Here is a 12,677-nt window from a genome sequence, read left to right on the forward strand (position 1 = left end):
GGAGGGAACCATCAGACGTGCGAACATACCGCTCCTGTCCTCGTGTGGCGTGATAGCTTTACCGAACGTGAGAGACTGTCGCAGTATCAGGTATGAAGGTCTCGCCGACGGCCGTTTCGTCGTGAAGGTCCCCGGCGCTCGGGACGGGGTCAGTCGGCACCCTGGCCGGTCGACCGGGGGGCCCGTCGGCCGCCGAGGGTGTACAGCCAGAGGACGCCGAGGCCGACGCCGTACATCAGCGCGACGGGGATGGCGATGAGGAACATCGTGAACAGTCCCCGCGGCGTGAAGAACGCCGAGAGCGCGAAGACGGCGGTGACGGCCTCGCGCCAGCGGTCACGCTGGATACGGAACGGGACGATGCCGCCACGGTGGAAGAGGAGCATCGTCGTCGGGATGGCCGTCAGCAGGCCGATGCCGAGCGTCGTGAAGAAGACGAGCCAGCCGTAGGAGCTGATCTGGTACTTGATGAGCATCCCGTTGCCGACGATGTCGGCGGCGAGCCACGAGATGACGGTCGGTGCGACGACGAGGAAGCCGAAGATGCTCCCGAGGACGATGGAGACGGCCGTCGTGACGGCCCACGTGAACAGCACGCCGCGGTTGCCCGAGACGAACCCGCGGTCCTTGAGCGCCGGCCACACGTAGTAGAGCAAGAGCGGGAGGACGGCGGCCGCACCGAAGATGAGCGAGAGCTTCACCTGGAAGACGAGCGCCTCGACGGGGTGGAGCGCGACGATCTCGAACGCTTCGGGGGAGACGGACTCCGAGAGCCGAACCACGTAGTTCGGCGAGAGCGACCCCGCGCCCCCGGTGATGGGGTCGGGGGCGACCAGCGGGACGTCGATGGAGCCAGCGGTCGGCAGTCGGCTGAGGAACACCCGCTGGAGGTCACCGATACCGCCGGAGTAGAGCCACGCGAACGAGAGCCCCATCACGACCATGAAGACGGCGATGAGGCGGAACGACTTGGAGGCGAGACTGCCGAGGATGAACTGCACGTCGTAGAGGTAGCCCCCGATGTCCTCCTCGTCCGTCTCGTCGTCGGTGAACGCGCCCAGCATCCCCGCACTCGTGCGGGTGACGACGCCCGAGTCGTCGGCGTCCGCCCCGTCCCCGGCGTCGGCGTCGGCGGCCTCCGTCTCCGCTTTCGCTTCTCGGCCGGCTTCGGCCTCGTCGAACCGGTCGAGGACGGCCTGGGCCTTCTCGTGGTCGCCGTCGTCCATCGCCGTGCCCGCGACGTCGAGTGCCTCCTCCTCGTCCATCTCGGCGAACGCCTCGGGTGGGGCGGCCCGGACGCCCGCGGCGTCGAGCGCCCGCATGTCGATGGCCGACGGGTCGCCGTACGGCCCGCGACCGGCGGCGGCCATCTCGCTGGCGGCCTCCAGACAGAGGTAGACGTAGTAGACCATCAGCGCCATCGTCAGGAGGAAGGCGACGACGACACTGGTCGCGACGATGGCCTCGGCGCGGGGAATCCCCCACAGCGACTCGACCGTGGGGAGTTCGGGCGGGCGAACCACCGTCGGTATCGCCGGCTGAACGACGTCGTTGAAGTAGACGCCGGCACCGTAGGCGATGGTGGCGTAGGTGGCGACGAACGAGGCGACGGCCATCACCATCAGCCGGGGAGCCATGTCGCGCATCTCCGCCCGGAAGTCCACCTCGGCACTCCCCCGGTGGACGGTGACGACGAACTTCGTGAACCCGAGGCTGAGGCCGTAGAGGAACAGCAGGGGAACCGCCCACATCACCTGCGTGAACGGGTCGGGCGGGGAGAACACCGCGCCGAACGCGAAGATGGCGACGACCGCGTAGCGCCACTTGTCGCGGAACGTCTCGTAGCGGACGATTTCGGCGTACGCGAGCGCCGCCATCGCCAGCGGCAGTTGGGCCGCGAGACCGAACGAGAACGTCAGGAAGAGGACGAACTGGATCCACTCGGTGATGCCGTAGTCCGGCGAGAACCCCGCTTGCGCGGCGTTGGAGGCGAGGAACTCGAACATCACCGGGAAGAAGACGTAGTAGCCGTAGAGGATGCCCAGCGCGAACAGCACGGCGGCGACGAGTCCCATCCCGACGAGCTGCCACGTCGGTATCTTCTTCTCGGGCCACACGCCCCGACGTTTGAGCGCGTCACGCCCGAAGTAGACGATGACGGGGAGCGCGAGCAACCCGCCGACGACGAGTCCGATCTTCGCCTGCAGGAGGATGACCTCGAACGGGGTCCGCGTGATGACGTTCGCCTGCGGGGCGCTACTGAGCAGGTCGGCCTTCAGCCGGTCCCACCCGAAGTAGTAGAGGAACATGATGGTCCCCAGCAGGCCGAACAGGAACACGAGCGCCACCTTCTGGAGGTCTTTCTGTGCCGCGCGAAGTATCTCGCCGACGGCCGCCCGGCCGTCGACCAACGCGCGTTTCGTATCGTCACCGATGGCGCTCGACACACCGGACCTAGCCAACTGGGTGCTATCAATCTTTTCCGTCGCCGTCGGGTGAGAAGGCTTACAACCACCCGGTGACGTACTCGGACGTAATGACCGGCGACGAGCGGCGTGGGCCCGACGAGGAACGGTCGGGGAGCGACGCGAGCCCGCCGGATTCGTCGGAGACCGGCGACTTAGACGACCTCGACGACCTCTCCTACAGGGAACTCCAGTCGCTCGCCGCCGACCACGGTGTCTCGCCCGTCGGGAAGACGTCGAACGACCTCCGCGAACACATCGCCGAGGCACGAGCCGAAGAGCGCGGCGAACAGGACGGCGACACCGACGACGACGAGGAGTCGACCGGCGGGACGCTGACCGAGATTCCGACCGTCGACCCCGACGACCCGGAGGCCGGGACACCCGCAGCGGAGACGAACGGTGACGCCGGAACGGACGACGACGCCGAGACGGACGAGGAGGCGGGCGACCCGGCGGTCAACCCCGACGGCTCGATTCCGGACTGGGTCAAAAGCGAGGAGCCGACCATCGACGAGGTGCTCGGCCCGTCGGAGGCCGACCGCGAGGACGAGGACCCCGCCGAGGACCGTGTGAGTCCCGATGAGGAGATGGACGGCGAGAACCCGTTCGAGAACGTCGGAGCGGACCCCGACGGCGCTCGCGCCCAGTCCGACGGCGGCGCGACCGTTCCCGCCTCCGGCGAGCGGAACGTCGACTACGACTACTACGACGAGGACGACGGCTTCATCGAGGGACCCGAGAGCGACCAGGAGATGCCGCTCGCGGACCACATCGAGGAGATGATCAAGCGACTCGGCGTCGTCATCCTCTCGATGGCGCTGGTGAGCGTGCTCGTCCTGCCGTTCGCCGTCGACCTCATCAACTTCATCTGGTACTCGATTCTCGGGTCGGTCCAGAGCAGCGTCACCAGCCCACGGGCCTACCAGCCACTGGCGCTCGTGCTGGCCCGCCTGAAGGTGGCGACGCTCGCGGGCTTCGTCATCGCGTTACCGGTGTTCGTCTACGAGACGTACCTGTTCATGCGCCCCGGACTCTACAAACACGAGCGGCGCTACTACCTCGCGGCGGTGCCGACGAGCCTCGTCCTCGCGTTCATCGGCGTCGCGTTCGCGTTCTACCTCGTCCTCCCCTTCATCTTCAGCTACTTCGTCAACTACTCCGAGCAGGCCGCAGAGGTGGCGTTCGGCCTGAGCGAGACGTTCGGCCTGATGCTCCTGCTGATGGGCTTTTTCGCCGCCGTCTTCCAGATTCCGCTGCTCATCATGCTCGCGGTGATGATGGGGCTGACCACCCGCCAGTGGCTCGCCGACCGCCGCCTCTACTTCTGGGGTGGGTTCCTCGGCGTCGCACTGCTGTTCAGTCCCGACCCGACCGGCCTCGCGCCGTTCATCGTCGCCATCACGATGGTGACGCTGTTCGAGGCGACGCTGCTCCTCCTGCGCTGGACCCAGCGCTAGGAGCGTCAGGTGGTGTTGTGACCGGAGTCGTCGGTTTCGCCGTCGGAGCTGGTAGTAACACCTCGAAAGCCCCGAGGCTCAGGACTCGGGGATGGCTGACGAACGGGCCGAGGCGGGGGGACTGAAAGGGGCCGCGTTCTCGGTAGCCGAGGCGACGTAAGCACTGGAACGAGGCGAAGCCGAGCGAAGCGCGCAGCGAGTCGCAGGCACCGAGAACGCGGGGGCTTTCGAGGTGTTCTCGTCATCGACGGCCGGACAGTTTCGCCAACACCCAAGCCATCCGCACCCGAAGAGTCCCCAATGCCGACAGTCGTGCTGGTGCGACACGGGGAGACGCCGTGGAACCGAGACGAGCGGATGCAGGGGTGGGCACCCGTCCCGCTCTCCGAGCGTGGTCACGAGCAGGCCGCGGCGGCCGCCGCGTTCCTCGCCGACGACTACGACGTGGACCGCGTCGTCGCCTCGGACCTGCTGCGGACCCGCGAGACGGCCGAGTCGCTCCGCGAGGCGCTCGACGACCCGCCCGTCGAGTTCGACCGCGCGTGGCGCGAACGTGACATCGGGGTGTACCAGGGGTTGAGCTACCGGGACATGCTGGAGCGGTTCCCGACGTTCGGACTGGGCGAGGCCGCCGCACACGCCGCGACCGAGGTCCCCGACGGCGGCGAGAGCATCGTCGAGATGCGTGACCGCGTCCTCGACGGCTTCCGGACCGTGGCCGGCGAGTCCGGGACGACGCTCGTCGTCACCCACGGCGGTCCCATCCACCAGGTCCTGGGTCACGCGAAGGGGATGGACGTGACCGAGGCCGTCCTCGAACACACGCAGGCGAACTGTGCGGTCAACGAGTTCGACGTCGACGGCGAGACGGTGACGGTCCGTCGGGAGAACGCGACGCCGTGGGAGGAGGGCGAGGACGGTGTCGAGCCGCGGACGCGAGCGGGTCTGGACGCAGAGCGACGGGACGGCGACTGACCGGCGGGCCAGCGTGTTCTACCGCGACGGGTACTCCGCCTCGAAGACGTTCGTGACGGGGTCGGTCTCGTCTGACCCGTCGGAGTCGGTCTCGGCGTCGTCCGCAGCCCCTTCGTCCGCAGCCCCCTCGCCCGCCGGACTCACGCTGCCCGTCGCGTAGCCGTGGAGGTCCAGCGTGACGTGGTCGAACCCGGCCGCCTCGCAGTGCTCGCGGGCCGCCTCGACGAACGCGGGGTCGAGCGCGGCGTCGAGTTCGTCCTCGCCCACCTCGATGCGGGCGAGGCCGTCGTGGTCGCGGACGCGGAACTGTTCGAAGCCCCACTCGCGGAGCAGTGACTCGGCACGTTCGACGCGCGTCAGGCGTTCCTCGGTGACTTCGAGACCCGTGGGAATCCGCGAGGAGAGACAGGCCATCGCGGGTTTGTCGGCGACCGAGAGGCCGTAGTCGCGGGCTATCTCTCGGACCTCCTCCTTCGTGACGTCGTGGGCCAACAGCGGCGAGAGCACGTCGAGTTCGGCGACCGCTCGCAGACCGGGGCGGTGGCCCTCGCCGGGGTCCGAGGCGTTGGTCCCGTCACAGACGGTGTCGATACCGAGCGACCGGGCGTGGTCGTACATCGCGCCGAGACGCATCGTCCGGCAGTGATAACAGCGTTCGTCGTCGTTCTGGACGAAGTTCGGGTCCTCCAGTTCGGAGAACTCGACGACCTCGTGGCGGATACCGATCTCCGCAGCGACCTGCCGGGCGTCGTCGAGTTCGGCGTCGGGGAGCGTCTCGCTCTTGGCGGTGCAGGCGACGGCGGCCTCGCCCAGCGCGTCGTGGGCGAGGGCGGCGACGACGCTCGAATCGACGCCGCCGGAGAAGGCGACGAGCACCCCGTCGCGGGCGGCGAGGCGCTCGCGGGCGGCGTCGCGCTTGGCCGCGATGTGTCCGTCCATACGGGCGACTGGGACGCCGAGGAGTAAAGCCCTCACGTCCTGGCGGCGCTCGCGTGGCTCGTCGTAGGCGGTGGTCCGCGCCCGCCCGACGACGGAGACGATGGGGACGGCGACAGGCACGGGCGGGCACAACGCTCAGGAGGATGGCGTGAGTCAGCACGACCCATGTCCGAACGGGACGACACGACGACGGGAGGCGTGGAGACGCCGAAGTACCCCGAGGACCACGACGGGTCACACCTGCTCGGTGTCGAGGAGCGTGGTGCCCCGCTGTACTACAACGCCGAGTCGAACACGGTCTACACCGGGAAGGTCGACTCGGGCGAGTTGATGAGCGACTGGGCCGACGAGAAGGTGCTCGGCGACCGTTCGCTCTCCGACTACCTCGACTCGGAGTCGAGCGGCTGGCAGTCGCTCTCGGCGTACGCCAAGCGTCACCTCCCCGGTGTCGAGGCCGACGGGGACGACGCGACCGAGGAGGGACGACGATGACCGACCGCCGGCCGGACGCCTCGGCGGACGACCGTGTCGACCCGCCGGACCGCGACCACCTGCGCGACGACGCGCCACAGCTCATCGGGCAGGCCGCGGGCGGGAGTCACATCTACTACGACGAGCGCGACCGGACGATGTTCGAGGGGCCGGCCCCCGACGAACTGGGGCGTGACGACCGGACGAACGAACAGCCGGTCGGCACGCGAGGGGTCGAGGGGATCGTCGACGCCATCAACGACCGCGAGGGCTGGGACTGGCTCTCGGAGTTCACCAGGGAGCACGTCCCCCTCGCTGGCAGCGACGAGGAGTCGGACCGGGAGGAGTGACGCCGGCGACCGGGGACCGACCACGCGGCGACCCGGACGACACCACACCGCACGCGGAGCGACGGACCTTTGGCAACCGACTGCAACGGCGGGGGTATGGACCTCGAAGCCATCCAGGGTGTCGGCTCGAAGACGGCCGACCGGCTTCGACAGTTGGACGACGCCGAGCGTGCCCTCGAAGCCGGTGACGTCGCCGCGCTCGCCCGAGCACCGGGCATCACCGAGGGCACCGCCGCCCGCATCGCCCGGAACGCCATCCGGCAGCGCCACGGCGACACCGAGGACTTCCTGCGGACCGACCGTGCCCGCGAACTGTACGGCGAGGCGCTCTCGCTCGTACAAGAGCGGGCTGTCACGGAGTACGCTCGCAAGCGACTGGAGACGTTCTACCCGAGTGCCAGCGCCTCCCGCATCGCGGAGGTACAGGCGTTCGTCGAGGCGGCCGCCGAACACGACCCGACCCCCGAGGTGCGCGAGGCGCTGGCGGGTGTCGAACCGCTCACCGAACCGCGAGACCTGCGCGTCAGAGACCGCTGTGTGGCGACGGGCGACGCCGAGACGTACGCCCGCGCCGAGGCGGCGTTCCCCGAGGTGAGCGTCGAACTCGTCGAGGACGCGACGGGTATCGGTGAACTCGCACGCGGCTACTCGACGGTGGTCGTCCTCGACGAACGGTTCGCCGGCCTCGACATCGACGGCGACGTACGCGTCCTCCCGGACGCGTTCGACCGGGTCGACGAAGTGGTGCCCGAACGCCTGCTGCGTTTCTTCGCGGACAACCGCGAACGACTGGCGGCGGCCGCGACGGTCCACGAACGGGCTGGACTCGACCCCGCGTGTGACCTCGACGTGCTCCGGGACGGACTGGAGCGCCTGACCGACGACGGGACCGTCAAGGGCGACGCGGACCTCCATCGACTGCGCGATGCGGTCGACGACCTCGACGTCGCCGTCTCGACGGCCGAGAGCGTCGCCAACGACCGTCTACGAGAGGCCATCCAGTCACAGGACGTCACCATCGAGGGGGCGGACCTGCTCTCGCTGGTCGAGCAGGGCGCACGAGTGGACTCGTTGCTCGAGACCGAACTCGCCGACGAGTTCGACGCGGCCATCGCCGCCGCCCGCGACCACCTCGCGGACGCGCTCGCCGTGCCGGACTACGACGACCTGGTCGAACAGGCGTTCGTCGAGGAGCCGACGTTCCCCGTCGAACACCAGGAGGAGGCGGTCAACCGCCTCCGACGCGAACTCAAGGCCGCCCGCGACCGACGCGCGGCGACGTTGAAGGCGACGCTCGCAGCGGACCTCGCGGACCTGCGCGACCCGGCGGGGACGCTCGTCAGGGCCGCTCTGGACCTCGACGTCGAACTCGCGGTGGCCCGCTACGCCGCCGACTTCGACTGTACCGTCCCGGAGTTCGTCGAACGCGATGGCGACGGTGCCGAGGGGACCTCGGCTGGCAGCCGAACCGCCTCGCGTTCCGGCGACGGCACCGACGCGGGACTCGTCGTCGAGGGCGGGCGCTCCCCGCTGTTGGACGTCGACTTCGAGGAGGTCGACCCGGTCGACTACGGCGTCGAGGGGGTCGCGCTGCTCTCGGGGGTGAACTCGGGAGGCAAGACGTCGACCATCGACCTGGTGGGACTGGTCGTCGTGCTCGCCCAGATGGGCCTGCCGGTGCCCGCCGAGCGCGTCGAACTCCGGCGGTTCGACGCGCTCCACTACCAGGCGAAGAGTCAGGGCACCCTCGACGCGGGGGCGTTCGAGGCCACCCTCCGGGAGTTCGGCGACCTCGTGGAGGGACCGGGCGTTCGACTGGTGCTCGTCGACGAACTGGAGTCCATCACGGAACCCGGCGCGAGCGCCCGCATCATCGCCGGTATCCTCGAATCGCTCCACGAACAGCGTGCGACGGCGGTGTTCGTCTCGCATCTCGCGGGCGAGATTCGGGACGCGACGGAGTTCGACGTACAGGTCGACGGTATCGAGGCCGTCGGGTTGGTCGACGGCGAGTTGCAGGTCAACCGCTCGCCCGTGAAAGGGCGACTGGCCCGCTCGACACCCGAACTCATCGTCGAGAAACTGGCCGACGACGCGGGCGACGGCGACGGCTTCTACCGGCGGTTGTTGGCGAAGTTCGAGTAGCGTGGTTCTGCGCGAACGAGCGAAGCGAACGAGCGAGGACCACGAGAACGCGAACGGCGAACGGAAGCGAGCCGTGAGCGGGGAGAGCCTCGGAGTTCCCGTGAGGGTCAGCGAACGGGAGCACGGAAGACGAGCGTTACGAGGCGTCCGGAGCGAGCGAAGCGAACGAGAACGAGGAGACGCGAGCGGGGAGTGCAACGGCCCGTGAGCGCCTGTCGGCCCCGATAGCCGCTCGGTCCACGAGCACCCCGATAACGGCAGTATTCACTCACGCGAACCGACGTGTCAGACGGGTGTCCGCCCAACAGTTAAGTCGTCTCGGTAGCGAGGTGAAAGTGAAATGGCCGACGACGAGATGCTGTCGTGGGACGAGTCCGTGTTCCGCGACGAGCACGTCTTCGAGATCGACTACGTCCCCGAGACGTTCTACCACCGCGACGAGCAGATGCAGAACCTGAAGTACGCGCTGCGGCCCGCCGCGCGTGGGTCGCGCCCGCTGAACGTGATGATGCGCGGGCCGCCGGGGACGGGGAAGACGACGGCCGTCGGAAAGCTCTTCGACGAGTTACAGGCCGTCTCGGACGTGAACGTCGCGCAGGTGAACTGCCAGGTCGACTCGACGCGCTATGCCGTCTTCTCCCGGCTGTTCGAGGAGATGTTCGAGTACGAACCGCCGACCAGCGGCATCTCGTTCAAGAAGCTGTTCGGCCAGATTACCGACAGACTCGTCGAGGACGACGAGGTGCTCGTGGTCGCGCTCGACGACGTCAACTACCTGTTCTACGACGACGAGGCCAGCGACACGCTCTACTCGTTGCTGCGGGCACACGAGGCGCACTCGGGAGCGAAGATCGGCGTCGTCCTCGTCTCCTCTGACCTCGACCTGGACATCATCGAGGAGTTGGACACGCGCGTCCAGTCGGTGTTCCGCCCCGAGGAGGTGTACTTCCCGCGCTACGACGAACCGGAGATAGCAGACATCCTCGGCGAACGCGTCGAGTACGGCTTCGTCCACGGCTCGTGTGGCCCCGAAATCGTCGACCGGGTCGCGGAACTGACCGCCGACACCGGTGGTGACCTGCGCGTGGGCATCGATCTGCTCCGACGGGCGGGTCTGCAAGCGGAGATGCGCGCCTCACGGAGCGTCGAACTGGAGGACGTCGATTCGGCCTACGACAAGTCGAAGTACGTCCACCTCTCGCGGCATCTCCAGGGGCTCTCGGACTCCGAACGGGCGCTGGTCGCCGTCGTCGCCGAACACGACGGCGAGCGGGCCGGCGAGGTCTACGAGGCGTTCGAGGAGGAGACCGGACTGGGCTACACACGCTACTCCGAACTCATCAACAAACTCGACCAGTTGGGCCTCATCGACGCCACCTACACCAGCGTCGAGGGACGTGGCCGCTCGCGGACGCTCTCGCTGGCCTACGACGCCAACGCGGTACTCGAACGGCTGGACTGAGCGGGGGCGCCGGAGCAGAAGACAGTTCCTCGTCGGCGCGAAGCGATCGACATGCGCCTCTCCAGAGCGGTCGGTAGCGCGGTCGGCTACTGCTGTGTCACGCTGGCCGCGCTCGGCGTCCTCTACGCCGCCCTGTTCGTCTATCAGAGCGCCGTCCCGGGGCTCACTGCGGCGCGGACGTTCGGCGTGATGATGGGCCTCGGAGTCGCGCTGACGGGCGGCCTGTTTGGCTACACCATCCGGAAGAAGGTCAGCGGACAGGCACTCCCCGTCGACGACGACATCTCGACGGCGTTCTGGGGCGTCGCTGATCGAACTGCCCCACGTTCGGTCTCGACGGACCGACGCGGTCGGGAGGCGAGGGCCACCCGTTCCCGTCGGGTACTGTCCGGTGGTGCTCCGACAGTGCCTCGGAGCGCTCGCCTACACCCGTTCGATGGCGTTGATGTACCCGACTTCGACGTAGGACTCCGTCCCGGTCTGCCACGCCTGCAACACCGGTCGTGACCAGGTGCCGTCCGCCGCCTGTCGTGCGGATATCTCGAGGGTCCCGCTCCACCCCTCGGCCGTATCGAGTTTGTGGTCCATACTCTCCGGAAGGTCGCTCACGGCGGCGATCTGGACGATCAACAGTCCCCTGTCTATCGAGTTGTGCGCATCTGGTGGCGTATACTCACTGGCGACGACCTCGATTCGCTCCACGACGTCCCTCCCGTCGACGACTTCGACCAGAAAACGGTCGTTTTCGTCACACTGAACCAACAGTTCCGCTGTACTCATCGACCGTCTCGATTCGCAGAGTTCGCATAAGTGTTTGTCTCGGTATCGAGACCGTGTCTCTACCGGCTCGATTTCCGAAGGGCACCCTCGGCCGTCGGGTCACCAGGGTTCGTCCTTCAGCCCTAGCAGGTACGCCGCGACGTTCGTCCCGACGTGGAGTAGCGGCGTGACGACGAGCACCACGGCCACGGCGGGACGCGTGAACGTCCGCCCGAACCACGCCGGCGCGACGAGACGAGCGAACGCGAGCGACCCGGCGACGAAGTCGAGTTGGTCGAGGCCGGGAGCCATCGCGCCACGGTCACGCCCCGAGCGACGCTTGAGGAACGACCCGACGACGTCGCCGAACATCGCTCCCGCGGCGAGGGCGACGCCGGCGCGGAGCGGGAACCGCGGGAGGGAGAACGACGTGGTCGTCTCGATACGGTCCGCGACCCGGTTGAGGCCGCAGGCGGCGAGCGTACCGACGAGGATGCCGCCCGCAGTCCCCCGCCAGGTCTTGCCGTCGCCGAGCAGTCGCTCCCCGTTCCACTCGCGGCCGCCGTCGAGAGGCGGGCCGCCGCCCAAGAGCACCGCGGCGTTGTTCGGGAGGTACGAGGGTAACATCGCCCAGAAGGCGGCGACGAGCGTCGAGAGACCGGTCATACCGGGACGTGCTCGTGGTGGTGAGTAAACAGTACCGAAGGGCGTCGCCGGCCGGAGTCGGTGTCGACTCGGACGACGGCCGGGACGCGGGCGAACCGGGGATAAACACGCTCAAGTCGGCGGGCGGCAGAACTTGCCACGATGATACCTCCGGTTGCGAACCGATTCGTCGCGGGCGAGAGCGCCGCGACGGTGCTCGACCACGCCCGTCGGATGGAGGCGTCGGGCGTCAAGAGCATCTGTAATCTGCTGGGTGAACACTACGACGAGCGCGGACCGGCCGACGAGGACACCGCCGCCTACCGTCGACTGCTCCGGGACATCCCCGACTCGCTCGACGCCTGCGTCTCGGTCAAACCCTCGCAGTTGGGCATCGAGATGGGAAGCGACGTGTTCGGCGAGAACCTCGCCGCGATCGTCGAGGTGGCCGCGGAGGAAGGCCGGTTCGTCTGGGTCGACATGGAGGGCCACGACACCATCGACGCCACGCTCGACGCGTTCGAGGCGGCCGCACGCGACTACCCGGAGATGGGTCTCTGCCTCCAGTCGAACATGAAACGCACCGACGAGGACCTGCGCGACGTCGCGGAGTACGCTGGGAAGATTCGCCTCGTCAAGGGTGCGTACGACCCGCCGCGCGAACTCACACACCAGGGGAAAGACGCCGTGAACGAGGCCTACGAACGGCATCTGGAGTACCTCTTCCGGGAGTTCGAGGGGGGCGTCGCGGTAGGGAGTCACGACCCGCGGATGATCGACCACGCCATCGAACTCCACGAGGAGTACGGGACGGACTTCGAGATACAGATGCTGATGGGGGTTCGGGAGGACGCGCAGGTCGACCTCGCACGGGAGTACGAGGTGTACCAGTACGTCCCCTACGGCGACCGGTGGGCGTCGTACTTCTACCGGCGGGTGCTCGAACGCAAGGAGAACGCGCTGTTCGCGCTTCGAGCGATTCTCTCCTGAGCGGCGAACGGTCGAG

Annotated in this window: 12 protein-coding genes; 8 read left to right on the forward strand and 4 right to left on the reverse strand. The window is 68.1% G+C overall.

From position 1 onward, the window contains the following. Positions 1–149 precede the first annotated feature (149 nt). Entirely contained in the window at positions 150–2,447 is a 2,298-nt protein-coding gene (locus GQS65_RS09600) for a twin-arginine translocase subunit TatC (protein WP_368280017.1), read from the reverse strand. 89 nt (positions 2,448–2,536) lie between these two features. Here GQS65_RS09600 and GQS65_RS22120 point away from each other — a divergent pair, with 89 nt between their 5' ends. Next, positions 2,537–3,925, forward strand: a complete 1,389-nt coding sequence (locus GQS65_RS22120; RefSeq protein ID WP_368280018.1) for a twin-arginine translocase subunit TatC — start codon at positions 2,537–2,539, stop codon at positions 3,923–3,925. A 300-nt stretch (positions 3,926–4,225) separates the two neighbouring features. Next, the gene (locus tag GQS65_RS09610; protein ID WP_158204384.1) at positions 4,226–4,900 is read left to right on the forward strand and encodes a histidine phosphatase family protein; all 675 of its coding nucleotides are present in this window, start codon (positions 4,226–4,228) and stop codon (positions 4,898–4,900) included. 18 nt (positions 4,901–4,918) lie between these two features. On the opposite strand, the gene larE is transcribed toward GQS65_RS09610, so the two are convergent. Beyond that, entirely contained in the window at positions 4,919–5,839 is a 921-nt protein-coding gene (gene larE / locus GQS65_RS09615; RefSeq protein WP_158204385.1) for an ATP-dependent sacrificial sulfur transferase LarE, read from the reverse strand. Between the two features lie 165 nt (positions 5,840–6,004). On the opposite strand from larE, the gene GQS65_RS09620 reads away from it, so the two are divergent. From GQS65_RS09620 to GQS65_RS09640, 5 genes are all read left to right on the forward strand, one after another. Further along, the gene (locus GQS65_RS09620; protein ID WP_158204386.1) at positions 6,005–6,331 is read left to right on the forward strand and encodes a hypothetical protein; all 327 of its coding nucleotides are present in this window, start codon (positions 6,005–6,007) and stop codon (positions 6,329–6,331) included. Beyond that, positions 6,328–6,660, forward strand: a complete 333-nt coding sequence (locus GQS65_RS09625) for a hypothetical protein (protein ID WP_158204387.1) — start codon at positions 6,328–6,330, stop codon at positions 6,658–6,660. Before GQS65_RS09620 ends, GQS65_RS09625 begins: the two co-directional genes overlap by 4 nt. Positions 6,661–6,756: 96 nt before the next feature. Beyond that, positions 6,757–8,805 carry a MutS-related protein gene (locus GQS65_RS09630; protein ID WP_158204388.1) on the forward strand — a complete coding sequence of 683 codons (2,049 nt, stop codon included), beginning with the start codon at positions 6,757–6,759 and terminating at the stop codon, positions 8,803–8,805. A gap of 340 nt (positions 8,806–9,145) precedes the next feature. After that, the gene (locus tag GQS65_RS09635; protein ID WP_158204389.1) at positions 9,146–10,267 is read left to right on the forward strand and encodes an ORC1-type DNA replication protein; all 1,122 of its coding nucleotides are present in this window, start codon (positions 9,146–9,148) and stop codon (positions 10,265–10,267) included. 51 nt (positions 10,268–10,318) lie between these two features. Continuing rightward, positions 10,319–10,774, forward strand: a complete 456-nt coding sequence (locus GQS65_RS09640; RefSeq protein WP_158204390.1) for a hypothetical protein — start codon at positions 10,319–10,321, stop codon at positions 10,772–10,774. Here the strand turns inward: GQS65_RS09640 and GQS65_RS09645 are convergent. Together GQS65_RS09645 and GQS65_RS09650 are read right to left on the reverse strand one after the other, a co-directional pair. Next, entirely contained in the window at positions 10,691–11,047 is a 357-nt protein-coding gene (locus GQS65_RS09645; RefSeq protein ID WP_158204391.1) for a hypothetical protein, read from the reverse strand. The genes GQS65_RS09640 and GQS65_RS09645 overlap by 84 nt on opposite strands. Before the next feature lie 99 nt (positions 11,048–11,146). Next, positions 11,147–11,692: a CDP-2,3-bis-(O-geranylgeranyl)-sn-glycerol synthase gene (locus tag GQS65_RS09650; protein ID WP_158204392.1), complete on the reverse strand. Its 546-nt coding sequence runs from the start codon at positions 11,690–11,692 to the stop codon at positions 11,147–11,149. Positions 11,693–11,833: 141 nt separating this feature from the next. On the opposite strand from GQS65_RS09650, the gene GQS65_RS09655 reads away from it, so the two are divergent. Continuing rightward, positions 11,834–12,661 carry a proline dehydrogenase family protein gene (locus GQS65_RS09655; protein ID WP_158204393.1) on the forward strand — a complete coding sequence of 276 codons (828 nt, stop codon included), beginning with the start codon at positions 11,834–11,836 and terminating at the stop codon, positions 12,659–12,661. Positions 12,662–12,677 lie beyond the last annotated feature (16 nt).

The organism is Halomarina oriensis, assembly GCF_009791395.1.
GTDB lineage: Archaea > Halobacteriota > Halobacteria > Halobacteriales > Haloarculaceae > Halomarina > Halomarina oriensis.

What these genes read in the sequence shown, in the direction of transcription:
- GQS65_RS09635 (WP_158204389.1), top strand. Translation starts at nt 9,146, where the DNA reads ATGGCCGACGACGAGATGCTGTCGTGGGACGAGTCCGTGTTCCGCGAC.
- GQS65_RS09640 (WP_158204390.1), top strand. Translation starts at nt 10,319, where the DNA reads ATGCGCCTCTCCAGAGCGGTCGGTAGCGCGGTCGGCTACTGCTGTGTC.
- GQS65_RS09610 (WP_158204384.1), top strand. Translation starts at nt 4,226, where the DNA reads ATGCCGACAGTCGTGCTGGTGCGACACGGGGAGACGCCGTGGAACCGA.
- GQS65_RS09620 (WP_158204386.1), top strand. Translation starts at nt 6,005, where the DNA reads ATGTCCGAACGGGACGACACGACGACGGGAGGCGTGGAGACGCCGAAG.
- GQS65_RS09650 (WP_158204392.1), bottom strand. Translation starts at nt 11,692, where the DNA reads ATGACCGGTCTCTCGACGCTCGTCGCCGCCTTCTGGGCGATGTTACCC.
- GQS65_RS22120 (WP_368280018.1), top strand. Translation starts at nt 2,537, where the DNA reads ATGACCGGCGACGAGCGGCGTGGGCCCGACGAGGAACGGTCGGGGAGC.
- GQS65_RS09645 (WP_158204391.1), bottom strand. Translation starts at nt 11,047, where the DNA reads ATGAGTACAGCGGAACTGTTGGTTCAGTGTGACGAAAACGACCGTTTT.
- GQS65_RS09655 (WP_158204393.1), top strand. Translation starts at nt 11,834, where the DNA reads ATGATACCTCCGGTTGCGAACCGATTCGTCGCGGGCGAGAGCGCCGCG.
- GQS65_RS09630 (WP_158204388.1), top strand. Translation starts at nt 6,757, where the DNA reads ATGGACCTCGAAGCCATCCAGGGTGTCGGCTCGAAGACGGCCGACCGG.
- larE (WP_158204385.1), bottom strand. Translation starts at nt 5,839, where the DNA reads ATGGACGGACACATCGCGGCCAAGCGCGACGCCGCCCGCGAGCGCCTC.
- GQS65_RS09625 (WP_158204387.1), top strand. Translation starts at nt 6,328, where the DNA reads ATGACCGACCGCCGGCCGGACGCCTCGGCGGACGACCGTGTCGACCCG.